This is a genomic window from Stenotrophomonas sp. STEN021, assembly GCF_056760175.1.
Genome location: NZ_JBRREH010000098.1, coordinates 1 through 17,064, shown reverse-complemented (window position 1 = coordinate 17,064; position 17,064 = coordinate 1). Strand labels below are relative to the sequence as shown.

14 protein-coding genes are annotated in these 17,064 nt (G+C 62.9%); 9 read left to right on the top strand and 5 right to left on the bottom strand.

The genetic code is table 11. The features are described 5' to 3' along the window. Positions 1-264: 264 nt before the first annotated feature. Both hslV and hslU read left to right on the top strand, forming a co-directional pair. Positions 265-816: an ATP-dependent protease subunit HslV gene (gene hslV / locus ACVOL0_RS17685; protein WP_055772387.1), complete on the top strand. Its 552-nt coding sequence runs from the start codon at positions 265-267 to the stop codon at positions 814-816. Between the two features lie 29 nt (positions 817-845). Continuing rightward, complete coding sequence (gene hslU, locus ACVOL0_RS17680; protein WP_481515942.1) at positions 846-2,222, top strand: ATP-dependent protease ATPase subunit HslU; 1,377 nt, start codon at positions 846-848, stop codon at positions 2,220-2,222. Between the two features lie 309 nt (positions 2,223-2,531). Here hslU and ACVOL0_RS17675 read toward each other — a convergent pair whose 3' ends face one another. Then, positions 2,532-3,206: a TetR family transcriptional regulator gene (locus tag ACVOL0_RS17675; RefSeq protein ID WP_481550190.1), complete on the bottom strand. Its 675-nt coding sequence runs from the start codon at positions 3,204-3,206 to the stop codon at positions 2,532-2,534. Positions 3,207-3,437: 231 nt separating this feature from the next. Between ACVOL0_RS17675 and ACVOL0_RS17670 the strand changes: the two genes are divergently transcribed. Continuing rightward, positions 3,438-4,622, top strand: coding sequence for an efflux RND transporter periplasmic adaptor subunit (locus ACVOL0_RS17670; RefSeq protein WP_481550189.1), 1,185 nt, complete (start codon positions 3,438-3,440; stop codon positions 4,620-4,622). 12 nt (positions 4,623-4,634) lie between these two features. Then, complete coding sequence (smeE, locus tag ACVOL0_RS17665) at positions 4,635-7,781, top strand: multidrug efflux RND transporter permease subunit SmeE (protein ID WP_481550188.1); 3,147 nt, start codon at positions 4,635-4,637, stop codon at positions 7,779-7,781. A 208-nt stretch (positions 7,782-7,989) separates the two neighbouring features. On the opposite strand, the gene ACVOL0_RS17660 is transcribed toward smeE, so the two are convergent. Together ACVOL0_RS17660 and ACVOL0_RS17655 are read right to left on the bottom strand one after the other, a co-directional pair. Then, positions 7,990-8,241: a hypothetical protein gene (locus tag ACVOL0_RS17660; protein WP_481550187.1), complete on the bottom strand. Its 252-nt coding sequence runs from the start codon at positions 8,239-8,241 to the stop codon at positions 7,990-7,992. Positions 8,242-8,360: 119 nt separating this feature from the next. Beyond that, positions 8,361-8,813 (bottom strand): nucleoside deaminase, encoded by a 453-nt coding sequence (locus tag ACVOL0_RS17655; RefSeq protein ID WP_303747502.1) that lies wholly within the window; start codon positions 8,811-8,813, stop codon positions 8,361-8,363. A 92-nt stretch (positions 8,814-8,905) separates the two neighbouring features. Here ACVOL0_RS17655 and ubiE point away from each other — a divergent pair, with 92 nt between their 5' ends. Together ubiE and ACVOL0_RS17645 are read left to right on the top strand one after the other, a co-directional pair. Continuing rightward, positions 8,906-9,670, top strand: coding sequence for a bifunctional demethylmenaquinone methyltransferase/2-methoxy-6-polyprenyl-1,4-benzoquinol methylase UbiE (gene ubiE / locus ACVOL0_RS17650; protein WP_481532532.1), 765 nt, complete (start codon positions 8,906-8,908; stop codon positions 9,668-9,670). A 319-nt stretch (positions 9,671-9,989) separates the two neighbouring features. After that, positions 9,990-11,924 carry a M1 family metallopeptidase gene (locus ACVOL0_RS17645; protein WP_481550186.1) on the top strand — a complete coding sequence of 645 codons (1,935 nt, stop codon included), beginning with the start codon at positions 9,990-9,992 and terminating at the stop codon, positions 11,922-11,924. A 294-nt stretch (positions 11,925-12,218) separates the two neighbouring features. Here ACVOL0_RS17645 and ACVOL0_RS17640 read toward each other — a convergent pair whose 3' ends face one another. Together ACVOL0_RS17640 and ACVOL0_RS17635 are read right to left on the bottom strand one after the other, a co-directional pair. After that, a complete protein-coding gene (locus tag ACVOL0_RS17640) occupies positions 12,219-13,532 on the bottom strand; it encodes an acetamidase/formamidase family protein (RefSeq protein WP_481550185.1) in 1,314 nt (437 codons plus the stop codon). Positions 13,533-13,703: 171 nt separating this feature from the next. After that, the gene (locus ACVOL0_RS17635; protein WP_481550184.1) at positions 13,704-14,330 is read right to left on the bottom strand and encodes a TetR/AcrR family transcriptional regulator; all 627 of its coding nucleotides are present in this window, start codon (positions 14,328-14,330) and stop codon (positions 13,704-13,706) included. Between the two features lie 124 nt (positions 14,331-14,454). Here ACVOL0_RS17635 and ACVOL0_RS17630 point away from each other — a divergent pair, with 124 nt between their 5' ends. The 3 genes from ACVOL0_RS17630 (at position 14,455) to ACVOL0_RS17620 (ending at position 16,972) form a co-directional block, all read left to right on the top strand. Next, positions 14,455-15,519, top strand: coding sequence for an MBL fold metallo-hydrolase (locus ACVOL0_RS17630; RefSeq protein WP_481550183.1), 1,065 nt, complete (start codon positions 14,455-14,457; stop codon positions 15,517-15,519). A gap of 83 nt (positions 15,520-15,602) precedes the next feature. Then, the gene (locus ACVOL0_RS17625; protein ID WP_481550182.1) at positions 15,603-16,337 is read left to right on the top strand and encodes a hypothetical protein; all 735 of its coding nucleotides are present in this window, start codon (positions 15,603-15,605) and stop codon (positions 16,335-16,337) included. Next, positions 16,337-16,972, top strand: coding sequence for an HAD family hydrolase (locus tag ACVOL0_RS17620; RefSeq protein WP_481550181.1), 636 nt, complete (start codon positions 16,337-16,339; stop codon positions 16,970-16,972). Before ACVOL0_RS17625 ends, ACVOL0_RS17620 begins: the two co-directional genes overlap by 1 nt. Positions 16,973-17,064: the final 92 nt, after the last annotated feature.

The window sequence follows — 17,064 nt, the reverse complement described above, 5'->3', positions numbered from 1 at the left end:
GCGTGGTGGCTTTTTTTGTTGGGGGTAACGGGGCTTTGTTGGTGGTTTGTCTGGTTGTGGTTCTCTTACGATTTTCGTGGTGGGGGCTTGAGGGATTACGCCGCTCCCACAAGATGGTCGGTGGGAGTGCTGGGAAGGCCTCTGCCGAGCATGGCTCGGCACTACCCGTTGGGTTTTTCTGAATGGTGGCTGTCGCTGTTGGGGGGAGGCTTGATCGCGGCGCTGGTCGGCCCCATTACCGGTGAACAGTATTCCGGAGGCCGTATGGACCCCAGTCAGAACCCGAACGTGTTTCATGCCACCACCATCTGCTGCGTGCGTCGCGGCGAGCATGTGGCGATTGCTGGCGATGGTCAGGTCACCCTGGGCCATACGGTGATGAAGGGCAATGCGCGCAAGGTGCGCCGGCTTGGCCGCGATGGTCAGGTGCTGGCGGGTTTTGCCGGCGCGGCCGCTGATGCTTTCACTTTGTTTGAACTGTTCGAAGCCAAGCTTGAGAAGCACGGCCAGTTGACCCGCGCTGCGGTGGAGCTGGCCAAGGATTGGCGTACCGATCGCCGCTACGGCAAGCTCGAAGCGCTGCTGGCCGTAGCCGACCGCGAAACCTCGCTGATCATCAGCGGCACCGGTGATGTGATCGAGCCGGAAGACGGCATCATCGCGATTGGTTCTGGCGGTTCCTACGCGCTCAGCGCGGCACGCGCACTGCTCAAGCACACCGATCTGGATGCACGTGGCGTGGCTACCGAGGCGATCAATATCGCCGGCGGCATCTGCATCTACACCAACACCAACGTCGTGGTGGAAGAGCTCTGAGCTCTTCGGCCATCAAGCGCGAGTACCCCATGAGCCACAAGATCGAAGTTTCCTCCGCCACCATGACCCCGCGCGAGATCGTGCAGGAGCTGGACCGTCATATCGTTGGCCAGCACGACGCCAAGCGCGCGGTCGCCATCGCGCTGCGCAACCGCTGGCGCCGCATGCAGTTGCCCACCGAGCTGCGCAATGAAGTAATGCCCAAGAACATCCTGATGATCGGTCCGACCGGCGTCGGCAAGACCGAAATCGCGCGCCGCCTGGCCACGCTGGCCAATGCGCCGTTCGTCAAGGTGGAAGCTACCCGCTTCACCGAGGTAGGTTACGTCGGCAAGGACGTGGAGCAGATCATCCGTGACCTGGCCGATACCGCGGTCAAGCTCTACCGCGAGCAGGCCAAGGTGCGCGTGCGCACCCAGGCCGAGGAGAAGGCTGAAGACCGCATCCTGGATGCGCTGCTGCCACGCCGCAGCGTTGGTATTGGCTTTGATCCGGAAGCGGCGCGCAATGAACCGTCGGCTGCCGATAACGAAACCCGCATCAAGTTCCGCCGCATGCTGCGCGCTGGCGAGCTGGATGAGCGCGAGATCGAACTGGACGTTGCTGCCAACGTCAGCATGGACATCATGACCCCGCCGGGCATGGAAGAAATGGGCCAGCAGCTGAAGTCGATGTTCGCCAATCTGGGCAGTGCCAAGTCGAACAAGCGTACGCTGAGCATCAAGGCTGCGCGTCCGCTGCTGATCGAGGAAGAGGCCGGCAAGCTGGTCAACGAAGACGATATCCGCACGGCCGCAATTGAAGCCTGCGAGCAGCATGGCATTGTCTTCATCGACGAGATCGACAAGGTTGCCAAGCGCAGCGACGCAGGTTCGTCCGGCGGCGATGTCTCACGCGAAGGCGTACAGCGCGACCTGCTGCCGCTGGTGGAAGGTTCCAACGTGTCGACCAAGTACGGCACGGTGAAGACCGACCACATCCTGTTCATTGCTTCCGGTGCGTTCCATCTGGCCAAGCCGAGCGATCTGATTCCCGAGCTGCAGGGTCGTTTCCCGATCCGCGTGGAGCTGGGTGCGCTGAGCAAGAATGATTTCGTGCGGATTCTCACTGAGCCGAAGGCGGCGTTGACCAAGCAGTACGAAGCCTTGTTGGCGACGGAAGGCGTCAAGGTCAACTTCACTGCCGAGGCGGTGGACCGTTTGGCGGAGATCGCGTTCCAGGTCAACGAGCGGCAGGAGAATATTGGTGCGCGTCGTCTGCACACGGTGCTGGAGCGGTTGCTGGATACCTTGAGTTATGAGGCGCCGGATCGTGATGGCGACAGTATTGCGATCGACCCGGCGTATGTGGACAAGCACCTGGGTGAGCTGGTCAAGGACCCGGACCTGAGTCGCTATATTCTGTGATTGTTGGTTTGGGTTGGTGAAAAGCGGCGGCGCCTTTGGTGTCGCCGTTTTTTTTTGTGTTTTGGTTGTTGGCATTGCGAGCAAGGCCCTTGCCGAGCATGGCTCGGCACTACCTGTTTCCAGCGGTGCCGCGGCTTTAGCCCTCCCTTTGCCGCAGGCAAGGGGAGGGTTGGGAGGGGTGCTCTGCTTTCGCTTTTGCTGGTGCCGCTGTCTGCTTCGCGGCTTACACAGCTCCTACAGGGTAGGTGTGGCTCTCACAACCTTGCTCGGCAAGGCCTCTGCCGAGCATGGCTCGGCACTACGGCTTGCTTAGTCTTCTTCGGGGTCTGGCGGTGGTAGCGGTGACGGATCAGCGCCGGGCTCGAATACACCGGGTTTTACGTAATGCGCCATCAGCGCATCCAGCATCTCGCGGCTGTCGCGCTCCAGGTCGAACTGGGTCGGTTCCAGCATGGCGCTGTACAACACGCCGGTCAGGCCAGCATGGAGGATGCGTGCGCTGCTTGCAGTGTTCACGCCATCGCGCAGTTGGCCCAGGTCACGCGCGCGCTCGAGGGCGCGGCGGAAAATCGCCATTTCCTCTTCGACGCTGTCGTGCTGCAGTTGCTGCATCGCCAGGCTTTCGGTGGACAGGTCGTTGCGCAGCATGATTTCCATCATCTCGCGCAATCGTGGATCGTTGGCCAACTCACTCAAGGACACCAGCATCGCCGAGCGCAGGTCCAGGATCGGCGTGCTGCGCAGGGGCGAATAGGTCTGGCGCAGGCGCTTGATGAACGGCACGCGCTCGCGGTTGATCATTGCTTCCAGCACTTCGGTCTTGTTCTTGAAGTGCCAGTACACCGCGCCACGGGAGACGCCCGCACGCTCGCCTATCGCCGCCAGCGAGCTGCCTGCAACGCCGAGTTCATGGAAGCAGGCCAGTGCGGCATCGAGGATGCTTTCGCGGGTGGCTGCTGCTTCTTCTTTGGTCTTTCTGGCCATTGCTCTGTGCAAATGCTGGATGAAACCGACCTGAATTGTACCCGTTTACAAACATGAGTGTATGTATGTATATTTCGGCGGCTTGCTCTGCAGGATGGCCGTGATGTGTGTGGTGGTGGCGGTTGCCACGGCTGTACCCGTAACGTATGTGCTACGGAAGGATATGCCTCGGCATGCCTCATGTTCCGCCCGATCCTCGAGCGCCACTTTTCCCCATTGAGCTCCTCTCCCATGCCCGCTATCAGTCGCTACCGTCTCGTCGCGCTTTCCCTCGCACTATCCGTCGCGCTCGTTGCCTGCAAGGGTGGCGGAGAGCAGCCGCAGCAGGGTGGGCCGGGTCAGGTCACCGTGGTCACGCTGAAGCCGGAAACGGTCACTTTGACCCGTGAATTGGCCGGCCGTGCAAACGGCTACCAGGTTGCCGAAGTGCGCCCGCAGGTCAGTGGCATCGTCGCCAAGCGCCTGTTCACCGAAGGCAGCGTGGTCAAGGCCGGCGATCCGCTGTATCAACTGGATGACGCTGCTTACCGCGCCCAGGCCAACAGTGCACGTGCGCAGCTGGCGCGTGCCGAAGCGACCGCCAACGCCGCCCGCCTGGCAGCACGCCGCAGCGCCGAGCTGGCCAAATCCAAGGTCATCAGCGTGCAGGATGACGAAAACGCGCAGGCCACCTGGAAGCAGGCCGAGGCCGACGTGCTCGCCGCCCGCGCCTCGCTGGATGCGGCCAACGTAACGCTGGGCTATGCCCGCATCACCGCACCGATCAGCGGCCAGATCGGCAAGTCCTCGGTCACCCAGGGCGCGCTGGTCAGCGCCGGTCAGGCCGAACCGCTGGCCACCATCAACCAGCTGGACCCGATCTATATCGACGTCACCCAGTCCTCGGCCGAGCTGCTGCAGCTGCGCCGTGAACTGGCTGCCGGTCGCCTGGAAGGCGCCTCGGAACTGCCGGTCGACATCGTGCTGGAAGACGGCAGCACCTTTGCCCACAAGGGCAAGCTGGAGTTCTCCGAAGTCAGCGTCGACCCGACCACCGGCAGCTATTTGATGCGCGTGCGCGTGGAGAACCCGGAGCAGGTATTGATGCCGGGCATGTTCGTGCGTGCGGTGCTGGGCAGTGGCGTGCGTCCGAATGCGCTGCTGGTGCCGATGCAGGGCATTGCACGCGATCCCAAGGGCGACACCTCCGCGATGGTGGTGGATGCCGAAGGCAAGGTTGCCGTTCGCCCGGTCAAGGTCAGCCGCACCGTCGGTGACAAGTGGCTGGTCGAGGACGGTCTGAAGGCAGGCGACAAGGTCATCGTCGAAGGCTTGCAGAAGATCGGCCCGGGGATGCCGGTGCAGGCCACCGAGAAGGGTGCCGAAGCCGCCAAGCCAGCCGCCGCGCCTGCCGCGGCGCCGGCTGACAAGCAGTAAGCGGAGAACTACATGGCACGCTTCTTCATCGACAGGCCCATCTTCGCGTGGGTCATCGCCATCATCATCATGCTTGCCGGCGCGCTGGCAATGCTCAAGCTGCCGATCTCGATGTACCCCGAGGTCGCGCCGCCTGCGGTGTCCATTTCCGCCAGCTACCCGGGCGCTTCGGCCAAGGTGGTCGAGGACTCGGTGACGCAGATCATCGAGCAGAACATGAAGGGCCTGGACGGCCTGATGTACTTCTCCTCCAACAGCTCCTCCAACGGCCAGGCCAGCATCACCCTGACCTTCGAGAGCGGCACCAACTCCGACATCGCCCAGGTGCAGGTGCAGAACAAGCTGCAGCTGGCGATGCCGCTGTTGCCGCAGGAAGTGCAGCGCCAGGGCATCAACGTTGCCAAGTCCAGCTCGGGCTTCCTCAACGTGCTGGGCTTCGTCTCCGAAGACGGCAGCATGGATGAGAACGACATCTCCGACTACGTCGGTTCCAATGTCGTCGATCCGCTGAGCCGCGTGCCGGGCGTGGGCTCGATCCAGGTGTTCGGTGGCAAGTACGCCATGCGCATCTGGCTGGACCCGACCAAGCTGCAGACCTACAAGGTGTCGGTTGACGAGGTCACTGCCGCGGTCAAGGCGCAGAACGCGCAGGTCGCCGTCGGCCAGTTGGGTGGTGCACCGGCGGTCAAGGGCCAGCAGCTCAACGCCACCATCAATGCGCAGGACCGTCTGCAGACGCCGGAGCAGTTCCGCAACATCGTGGTGCGTACCGAAACCGACGGTTCCACCTTGAAGCTGGGCGACGTTGCCCGGGTTGAGCTGGGCGCGGAAACCTACGACTTCGTCACCCGTTACAACGGCAAGCCGGCCTCCGGCCTGGCCATCACCCTGGCCACCGGTGCGAACGCGCTGGAAACCGCCGAGGGCGTGAGCAAGACCCTGGACGAGCTGAAGGCCAACTTCCCGGCCGGCATGAAGGCAGTGATCCCGTACGACACCACCCCGTTCGTGAAAGTGTCGATCAAGGGTGTGGTCAAGACCCTGCTGGAAGCCATCGTGCTGGTGTTCGTGGTGATGTATCTGTTCCTGCAGAACTTCCGTGCCACCTTGATCCCGACCATCGCTGTGCCGGTGGTGTTGCTGGGTACCTTCGGCATCCTCTCTGTGCTGGGTTTCTCGATCAACATGCTGACCATGTTCGCGATGGTGCTGGCGATCGGTCTATTGGTCGATGACGCCATCGTGGTGGTGGAGAACGTCGAGCGCATCATGTCCGAGGAAGGACTGTCGCCGCTGGAAGCCACCCGCAAGTCGATGAGCCAGATCACCGGCGCACTGGTCGGTATCGGCCTGGTGTTGTCGGCGGTGTTCGTGCCGATGGCCTTCATGAGCGGTTCCACCGGCGTCATCTACCGGCAGTTCTCGGCGACGATCGTGTCGGCGATGGCCTTGTCGGTGCTGGTCGCCATCGTGCTGACCCCGGCGCTGTGCGCCACCATGCTCAAGCCGCTGAAGAAGGGCGAGCACCACGTTGCCCACAAGGGCATCTCGGGCCGTTTCTTCAACTGGTTCAACAACAGCTTCGATCGCACCAGTGGTACCTACCAGCGCGGTGTGCGCGGCATCCTTGCCCGCCCGGCTCGCTTCATGGCGGTGTTCCTGGCCTTGGCCGTGGTGATGGGCCTGCTGTTCGCGCGCCTGCCCAGCTCGTTCCTGCCCAATGAAGACCAGGGCATCCTGATGGCGCTGGTCAACGCACCGGTTGGCGCTACCCAGGAACGTACCCTGGAGTCGATCTACAAGCTGGAAGACCACTTCCTGAAGAACGAGAAGGACGCCGTTGAGTCGGTGTTCTCGGTGCAGGGCTTCAGCTTCTCGGGCATGGGCCAGAACTCGGGCATGGCCTTCGTCAAGCTCAAGGACTGGCACGAGCGTAGCGCCGATCAGGGCGTTGGGCCGATCACCGGTCGTGCGATGGCAGCGCTCGGCCAGATCAAGGACGCCTTCATCTTTGCCTTCCCGCCGCCGGCAATGCCGGAGCTGGGTATCGCCTCGGGCTACACCTTCTTCCTGAAGGACAACAGCGGTGCCGGCCATGATGCGCTGGTCAATGCACGCAACCAACTGCTGGGTATGGCTGGGCAGAGCAAGCTGCTGGCCAACGTGCGCCCGAACGGCCTGGACGACACCCCGCAGCTGCGTCTGGACATCGACGTGGCCAAGGCCGGTGCACACGGTCTGTCGCTGGACACCATCAACAGCACGCTGGCTACTGCCTGGGGTTCGAGCTACATCGATGACTTCATCGACCGTGGCCGCGTCAAGCGCGTCTACGTGCAGGCCGATGACGGCTTCCGCATGAACCCGGAGGACTTCAACCTGTGGACGGTGAAGAATTCCTCGGGCGAGATGGTGCCGTTCTCGGCGTTCGCCAGCCAGCGTTGGGATTACGGCTCGCCGCGTCTGGAGCGCTACAACGGCGTCTCCGCACTGGAAATCCAGGGCGAAGCCGCACCGGGCGTGGCCTCGGGTGACGCGATGCTGGAAGTGGAAAAGCTGGCCAAGCAGTTGCCGGCCGGTTTCACCATCGAGTGGACCGCCGTGTCCTACCAGGAGCGCGAGGCCGGTTCACAGACGCCGCTGCTGTACACACTGTCGTTGCTGATCGTGTTCCTGTGCCTGGCCGCACTGTATGAAAGCTGGAGCGTGCCGACCGCGGTGCTGATGGTTGCGCCACTGGGTATTCTCGGCGCGGTGCTGGCCAACACCATGCGCGGCATGGAGCGCGACGTGTACTTCCAGGTGGCGATGTTGACTACCGTGGGCTTGACCTCGAAGAACGCGATCCTGATCGTGGAATTCGCCAAGGAGCACCTTGAGAAGGGTGCAGGTGTAATCGAAGCGACGATGCACGCGGTCCGCGACCGTCTGCGTCCGATCATCATGACCTCGCTGGCCTTCGGCCTGGGCGTGTTGCCGCTGGCAATCGCCTCCGGTGCGGGTTCGGGTGCACAGCGCGCCATCGGTACCGGCGTGTTGGGCGGCATGGTGGTGGGCACCTTGCTCGGCCTGTTCTTCATTCCGCTGTTCTTCGTGGTGGTGCAGCGGGTGTTCAACCGCAAGCAGCTGGCCAGGAACGGCGACCTGCCGCAGCAGTAAGGGGCAGGGTAGTTGCAAGCAAAAGGCGCCGAGAGGCGCCTTTTGCTTTTTTAACCCCTCTCCCGCCTGCGGGAGAGGGGTTGGGGTGAGGGCAGCTCTGGGCCTGGAAAGCCCGAAAGCCAACCCCTCCCCAACCCTCCCCTTGGCCTTTGGCCAAAGGGAGGGGGCAGAGGCAAGGCAAAAAAAACCGGGCTGGGCCCGGTTTTTCTTATGCTTCGTTATCCGCCAGCTCCAGTAACTGAGCCTTCTCAACCGCGCCCAGACCTTGGGCGAATACCGCCAGGCGGTTGCAGAGCTCGGCCTGGTGTTCCGGATATGCCGCTACCAGTTCACGCTGAACCTGTTGGTAGGCATCCCAGAACGGGGCCGAGCAGCGATGTCGTGCGTACTGCTGTCGCAATTGCTCCCCAGCACGCTGGAGGGATTGGCGACTGCTGTGTTGGATGGGCGTTGTATACATCGCTTCACCTCGATGGCAGTGCCCCTGTACCCCGAGCATAACGCTGTTTTTCTTACGATCTGACTACAGCGTCTAATTTCCTTGTGAGATTAATAGGGGTTTATTCAGATTCAGGCGCGTTACTCGCCGATATCTTCATTCCAGACGTCTGGGTTCTCCGCGATGTAGCGTCCCATCATCTCGATGCAGCTGGCGTCATTCAGGTCGATGACGTTCACGCCATTCTCGCGCAGCCAGTCGATGCCGCCGGGGAAGCTGACCGATTCACCCACCACCACGGTGCCGATGTTGAACTGCCGTACCAGGCCGCTGCAGTACCAGCATGGGGCCAGGGTGGTGACCATGATGGTGTTGCGGTAGCCGCGCTGGCGGCCCGCCTTGCGGAAGGCGTCGGTTTCGCCATGGATGGACGGGTCGCCTTCCTGGATGCGGCGGTTGTGGCCGCAGCCGAGCAGGCGGCCATCGTTGTGGTACAGCGCCGCGCCAATCGGGATGCCGCCTTCGGCCAGGCCCTGGCGGGCCTCGGCGATGGCGGTTTCAAGCAGGGCGCGGTAGTCCGGGGTGGTGATCATGCAAGGTCCTTGTGGTGCTGTGGCGATCATCATAGCGGCCGGATTCAGCCTGCTGGCGCCGCAATCGGGCTGTCGGTGCGATAATCAGCGGCATGAGCGAATCCCCCTACAAGACCGGCACCACCCACTTCGGCTTCCGCGATGTACCGGCCAAGGACAAGCAGAAGCTTGTCGGCCAGGTGTTCACCTCCGTGGCCGACAACTACGACGTGATGAACGACCTGATGAGCCTGGGTATTCATCGGCTGTGGAAGCGCTACTTCGTAGCCACCGCGCAGGTGAAGCCGGGTGATCGGGTACTGGATCTGGCCGGTGGTACCGGTGATATCGCGGTGCTGCTGAAAGAGCGCATCGGCGCCGAAGGCAGCGTGGTGCTGGGTGACATCAACGCCGGTATGTTGTCGGTGGGTCGCGACCGTCTGACCAACCGTGGCCAGGTATCGGGCTTCGAGTGGGTGCAGCTCAATGCAGAAGCGTTGCCGTTCCCGGACCAGAGCTTCGATCTGGTGACCATTTCCTTCGGTCTGCGCAACGTGACCGACAAGGAAGCAGCGCTGCGCGAGATGTACCGCGTGCTGAAGGTGGGCGGGCAGGCGCGCGTGCTGGAGTTCTCGGAAGTGACCGTTGACTGGTTCAAGCCGATCTACGATTTCCACTCGTTCAAGGTGCTGCCGAAGCTGGGCAAACTGTTTGCGCGCGGTGATGCCGACAGCTATCAGTACCTGGCCGAGAGCATCCGCAAGCACCCGCCGCAGGAAGAGCTGAAGGCGATGATGAGCGAGGCGGGTTTTGGCCGCTGCCATTACAAGAACCTGAGCGCGGGTATTGTGTCGATCCACTCCGGTTACAAGCTTTGAGGCTTGGTTGCTGGGTGGGTTGAGGAAAAGGCGGCCATTGGCCGCCTTTTTTCGTATGTGGGACGGTGCTGCGCCTCTGCCCCCTCCCTTTGGCCGCAGGCCAAGGGGAGGGCTGGGGAGGGGTTGGCTTTTCAGCTTTTGCCTCTGCTGGTAAGGCCGTTGCCGAGCATGGCTCGGCACTACCGTGGTCCGCGAGCTGATTCACGCATCCCGGCAGCTTCCGCAAAGCCTGCGGGGGTGCCGCTTGCCGCACCGCCGCATCCACCCAAGCCTTTCGGGTTTAAAATCAACGGTTATCCCCTGAACCGGTTCCAGATCAATGCGTTCTTCGTTCCTGATGCTGCCCCTGGCCGTGGCGCTTGTCGCCGGCTGTGCCAAAGAACCCGCAGCCCCCACCGTCGACCCCGTCGCCCAGAAGCCCGCCGCCGCCGTGAATACCGTCAGCCGCAGCCACGATGAAAGCTCCTACGCTGAACCCGAAAAGGTTGTCATCAAGGACGTGGCGCTGGACCTGAAGGTCGATTTCGACGCCAAGCAGATCGGCGGCACGGCGACCTATACGCTGGAGTGGAAGGACAAGGCTGCCAAGCAGCTGCTGCTCGATACCCGCGAGCTGACCGTTGAAAAGGTCGAGGCCCTCGCTGCCGATGGCGCTGCCACCCCGTTGCAGTTCGCGCTGGCACCGGCCGACAAGGTGTTCGGCAGCAAGCTGAGCATCGAAACCCCGGCCCAGCCGACCTCGGTGCGCATCACCTACCACACCGCGCCGACCGCCTCCGGTCTGCAGTGGCTGGAGCCGTCCATGACCGAGGGCAAGAAGCTGCCCTTCATGTTCAGCCAGTCGCAGGCCATCCACGCCCGTTCCTGGGTGCCGTTGCAGGACACCCCTAGCGTCCGCTTCACCTATAGCGCGCATGTCACCAGCCGCCCGGACGTGATGGTGCTGATGAGCGCCGACAACGATCCGAAGGCTGCACGCGATGGCGACTACGCCTTCAAGATGCCGCAGCCGATCCCGTCCTACCTGCTGGCCATCGCTGCCGGCGATCTGGTGTTCGAGCCGATCTCCGAGCGCTCCGGCGTATGGGCCGAGCCGGCCATGGTCAACAAGGCCGCCAAGGAATTCGAAGACACCGAAAAGATGATCGGTGCTGCCGAGAACCTGTACGGCGAATACCGTTGGGGCCGTTACGACATGCTGGTGCTGCCGCCGTCGTTCCCGTTCGGTGGCATGGAAAATCCGCGCCTGACCTTCGCTACGCCGACCGTCATCGTTGGCGACAAGTCGCTGGTGTCGCTGGTCGCGCACGAGCTGGCGCATAGCTGGTCCGGCAATCTGGTGACCAATGCCAGCTGGAAGGACATCTGGCTCAACGAAGGTTTCACCACCTACGTGCAGGGCCGCATCACCGAGGCGCTGTATGGCACGGAGATGGCTGAGATGGAACGCGAGATCGACCAGACCGATCTGCTCAACGAAGTGAAGGACATGAGCCCCGCCGACCAGGCGCTGGCGCTGCCGCCGCTCAACGAGCGTGACCCGGACGACGCGCTGAGCCAGGTGGCTTACGTCAAGGGCGCATGGTTCCTGCAGTTCCTGGAGCAGCGTTTTGGCCGTGCGGTGTTTGACCCGTTCCTGCGTGGCTGGTTCGACGACCATGCCTTCCAGAGCGCCAACACCGACCAGTTCGTCGAGTACATGAAGAAGAACCTGCTGCCGAAGAATCCGACAGCGGTCACCGATGCCGAGCTGAAGGCATGGCTGGAAGAGCCGGGCATCCCGGCGTTCGCCACCAAGGCCCGTTCGCGCAACTTCGCCGTGGTCGACACTGCACGCATCGCCTTCCTGGGCAGCGATTCGCTGCCGAACAACCAGGTGACCCGCGAGTGGAACACCCAGGAATGGGTGCGCTTCATCGATGGTATGGGCGAGAAGCTGCCGGTCGAGAAGATGGCGCAGCTGGACAAGGGCTACCACTTCACCGGTACCCCGAACGGCGAGATCGCGATGCGTTGGTACCCGCTGGCGATCCGCAGCGGTTACACCGATGCACAGGCGGCAGCTGGTGAGTTCATCCAGAAGGTCGGTCGCCGCAAGCTGGTGCTGCCGATCTACGCTGAATTGCTGAAGACGCCGGAAGGTCTGGCCTTCGCCAAGGAAGTCTTCGCCAGGGCCAAGCCGGGCTACCACCCGATCACCACCGCCTCGGTGGAAGCGATGATCGCCAAGGCTGAAGCTGCACCGAAGCAGTAATCGGCATCCGTCGAGTTCTATGCAAACGGCGAGCTTCGGCTCGCCGTTTGTTTTTGTGTGGGCTTCAAATCTGCGGGTAGTTGTGTAGCCCGGATAAGCGCAGCGCACCCGGGACCCTTCGCGCGAAGCTTTTTTTGGTAGAGCCGAGCCATGCTCGGCTGGGCGTTACCGGTGAGGCCTCTGCCGAGCATGGCTCGGCACTACATGGTGGCGGCGTTGTTGTGCAGGTTGTATGACGCTCCCGAGCGCGTGGACTTCGTGCGCCGGAGCCGCAATCAGACTCGATCGCAGCCCTCAATGGCTGCTCTTTGCCGCCGCAAGCGGCAAATCCTTCAACACCGCCTTGTCGATCTTCGCCGCTACTCCGACACTGCGGCCGGCAAGATTGACCACGCTGTACTGCACCGCCACGCCCAGCACCTGGGTAGCCTGTGACATGTCCAGACCATAGGACTGGCGCAGCCACTGCAGCATTCCCGAGGTTGCCAAGCGCAGCGCATCATCACTGGAACCTGCTTGCCCCAGCGTCATGATCTGCGTAGGCGATTCAACGCGCGGTGTGGCGATGGACTGCTTCTTGATCAGTTCAACCTTCAGCACCACGTCCAGTGATGTTTCCAATGCCCATTGACTGGTTTCACCGTCGCCCTGCAGCGCATGGCCATCACCGACATACAGCAATGCGCCGGGCTGCTGTACCTCCAGATAAACCGTGTTGCCCTGGACTACGGCGTTGAAATCCATGTTGCCGCCGAAGTCGCTGGTGTCGCCGGTTGAGAAGGGCGGGTAACCAAAGCCGGGTGCAACGGCAAGACCACCGAGCATCGGCTTGACCGGGATCTCGAAGTTCTTCAATGCGCCGCTGGCGCCTTGTGGGCGTGCCATGCCGCGCACCCGGTCCAGTTCCCAACGGACGGGCTTGCCCAGCGACGCGGTCTCGGTGGCGATGCGCGGCGTCTTCAAGCGGCCGACGATGCCGTCGAGGCTATCGGCATAGTCGCGATTGAGTTTGAGCGAGCTGATGGTGATCGCCAACGTGTCGCCGGGCTCGGCACCGGCGACGAAGAACGGCCCGACCTGCGGGTTGCCGAACAGGGCGCGGGTGATGCCGTGCTCGTCGACACCGCCGGAATCCAGCGTCCTGGTCTGTACCGAATCGCCCGGCCAGATCACCAGTACCGGTGTGCGCTCGGCACTGAAGGTATTGGAGTAATCGCTTGGGGTGAAGTCGTGCTGGCGCGGTGTGTTGTCCGGCCGCGACGGCACCCGCCAAGCGCTGAAATCATGCGCTGCACGCGCACTGCGGTTGTTGGTGTCCGGCTCGTCGCTTCGGCCCTGCATGCGACTGCCATCGATGCGGCCGTCGTAGTGATAGACCTGGCCATCACTGCCAGTTGCGGTGAACTTCAGCTGCGTGCCGTTCAAGCTGCCGCTGATCGGGTCGCCGCCCAATGTTCCGCTGACCCGCGTGCCTTGCACGTCCAGGTTCAGGGTCTGCTGGGCGGAATTTCCCCATAGATCAGTGACCAAAATCCATTGATCGGTGGCGAGGGCTTTGAGTGGGAGCAGGGACAACAACAGCGATGACCATCTCAGGGAAGTGCGCACGTTGCATATGTCTGCGAAGGGCCCGGTGGGCGTGTTCGCGGAGTGTACGAATGGCTGCCTTGCCGTCGCAGTGTCAAAGGTAACTACACCTGTAGTCATGCTGGCCGCTCGTTCGGCTGAGCGATGATCCCTGCGGCAGGCTGCCGGGGTGGGGGCGCGCCGTACCCGTACTCAGGGCGTGAGCGCGCGCACTGCCAGGAACATGTCCACGCAGTCGTGCATCACCCGCTGCTGCGCGCTCGCGTCCAAGGGGGCAGCACCCATCGCTATCTGTGGCCAGAACGCAAATGCCTTGACCATGCCCTGCAGTTGATGGGCGGCCTCGGCCGGGGTGATGTCGTCGCGCAGGCGGCCGTCGGTCTGTGCGGCGCGGATCCAGGTGGTCAGGCCTTCTTCCTTCTCGGCCAGCTTGTCCATCATCGCCCGCGCCCGTTCCGGCGCATGCACCAACTCGGCCATGGCAACCCGCGACAGGTCGATGAAGCTGGCATCGCTGAGCAGGCGCAGTTTCTGTGCGACGAAGCCCAGCAACTGTTCGCGCAGTGATCTGGCTGGATCGTAGGCGAGCGCGTCCAGCGACTGGCTGGCTTCCCACAACTGCCAGAGGATGGCGGTGAACAGCTCGTCCTTGCTGGCGAAGTGGTTGTAGACCGTGCGCTTGGACACTTCGGCGGTGGCGGCGATGCGGTCCATGCTGGTGCCGGCAAAGCCCAGTTCGCGGAACTCGGCCACTGCCGCGCGCAGGATCGCCTCGCGTTTGCGGTCGGTCAGGCGGAGCGGGCGCTTGGAGTCAGTCATTCGATTATTTTACACCGTTCAGTTTACTTTCCTTGAGATGGAAGTAAACTCGTAAGTGTACTTTTACCGGCAAGCCCAGCCATGAAGCGTCGCCTGCCTCGTTTCCTCCTTCTCATTGATTGCCATGTCCATTGGCCTGCTGACCTGCGGTGCACATCCGGCCGCCTCCTACGACCAGTCGCCGCAATATGGCGAGGGGCGTTTCCACAATGTGGCCGAGCAGGTTCCGCTTGGCTTCGTGCGGGGCGCCAAGGTGTGGTGGCGCTTCCTGTTCGACAAGCCGGCCGATGCGACGCCGCAGGTGGCGATTCCGGTGCACGCCTTGACCCGCCAGGCCTTGCTGGACGCACCGGACGACAGCCTGTGGCGGCTGGGTCACTCGACCATGCTGATGAAGCTGGATGGTCACTTCTGGCTGACCGACCCGGTGTTCTCCGAGCGCGTGTCGCCGTTTTCGTTCATGGGGCCGAAGCGTTTCCATGCGCCGCCGCTGTCGATCGATGAGTTGCCGGAAATCACCGGCGTCATCATTTCCCACGACCACTACGATCACCTCGACCACGACGCGGTGCTGGCGTTGGCACCGAAGGTGCGGCACTTCGTCACCGCGTTGGGCGTGGGTGATCGCCTGCTGGCCTGGGGCGTGCCGCAGGAGAAGATCACCCAGCTGGACTGGTGGCAGGAAACGCGGGTGGAGGGCCTGAAAATCGCGGCCACACCTGCGCAGCATTTCTCCGGTCGCGGTTTGTCCGATGGCAACCGCACCCTGTGGGCATCGTGGGTGATCGATACCGGCCGCACGCGCATCTTCTTCAGTGGTGATAGCGGTTACTTCGACGGCTTTGCGAAGATCGGCGAACGCTACGGCCCGTTCGATCTTGCGATGGTCGAGACCGGTGCCTATGACGCCGATTGGCCGGATGTGCACATGCAGCCGGAGCAGAGCCTGCAGGCGCATCTGGATGTGCGCGGCAAGGTGATGATGCCGATTCACAACGGCACGTTTGATCTGGCCCTGCACCCGTGGACCGAGCCGTTCGAGCGGATCACGGTGTTGGCGGAGGAGCAGGGGGTTGTATTGACTGCACCGCAGATGGGCAAGCGTCTGGATATCCGTGCGCCTGCGCCTTCAACGCATTGGTGGCGGGTGGGGGAGCTTGATGGCATCGATGACAATGGCAAAGGCTGATCCCGAATCCGGAACCCTCCAACATGCTCTAAAGTGAAGCCCATCGCGCGCCCATTCCGCGCCACGTTCACCGGAGCTGTTTGATGAAACCTTTGATTCTCGGCGCCCTCTGCATCCTCGCCCTGGCTGCCTGCAGCAACCCGGAGGCAGAGCGCCAGCAACAGGAAGCTGCGGCTGCACAGGAGCGCGCCAAACGTGAGGCTGATGCCGAAGGCATCGGCAAGCTCTACGACGCTGCAGTGACCGCGGCTGATTGGGAAAAGGCGCGCATCCATGGTGCTGCGCTGCTCGATCAGTTCCCCGATTCGGAAACCGCCAAGCGCATCGAGCCGGGTTTTGCCGAGGTCCGGGAGAAGGCGGCGGCGGCCAGCGAGCTGCGCCGCATGCAGGCCTTGTGGAGCTACAACCAGGTGCCGGTCAAAGGTGGCACCCAGCGCTCGGCGGCGATCCTCAGCAAGGACCGCGTGGAAGTTGACAGCACCGGCCCCAAGCAGGTGAACCTGGTATTCCGTGATCACCCGGAGTGGAAGCGCCACGCTTACCTGGTGCTGCAGTCCAGCGACTTCGCCAAGGCCTGCTACCGCGGCTGCCAGGTCAAGGTCAGCGTTGATGGTGCGCCGGCCCGCAGCATGGCCGCGCGTCGTCCGGATACCGATGAGGCCATCGCCATGTTCATCGAAGACAACCGCGGCCTGTGGCGGCAGGCACGCAAGGCCAAGGTGATCGAGATCGAGTTCCCGGTGTTGGCTGGCGGCACCCGCAAGGCGGTGTTCGAGGTTGGCGGGTTGGATGGCAGTCAGATGCCGAACTGGGATTGATGCCGGTGCTTGCTGATGTGGCGGGGCGTTGCGGCGTCGCCGCCAGCCGTCATTGGGTGTTCGACATGGACGGTACCCTGACTGAGCCTGTGCATGACTTTGAATTGATCCGGCGCGAGCTGCAGATTCCATCCGGTGCGGACATTCTTGAGCACCTGGCCAGCCTGCCTGCGCAGCAGGCCGCTGACAGCCACGCCTGGCTGATGCAGCACGAGCGTGCGTTGGCCGAGGCGTCGATCGCGGCGCCGGGAGCGGTGGCCTTGATCCGCGCGCTGCATGCCGATGGTTGTCGGCTGGGCATCCTTACCCGCAATGCGCGTGAGCTGGCTGAAGTGACGCTGGCGGCGATTGGTGTGGCGGAGTGTTTTGCCGTCGAGGAAATCATCGGCCGCTGGGAAGTGGCGCCCAAGCCGTCGCCGGCTGGCCTGCAGTTCTTTGCCGAGCGTTGGCAGGTGTTGCCGGCGCAGATGCGCATGGTTGGTGATCATTACTACGATCTGGCCACGGCGAAGGCCGCTGGCGTTCCGGGGGTTCTGATCAATGTGCCGGGTGACCCGTGGCCTGGCATGGCGCAATGGCAGCTGCGCGATTGCGCGCAGTTGCTGCAGCAATGGCAGGCTGCAGCATCCGGGTAGAGCCGAGCCATGCTCGGCTGGGGCGTTACCGATATAGCCTCTTGTGGGAGCGGCGTAAGCCGCGAAGCTGGCAATGCTGGATTGCAGGCGGA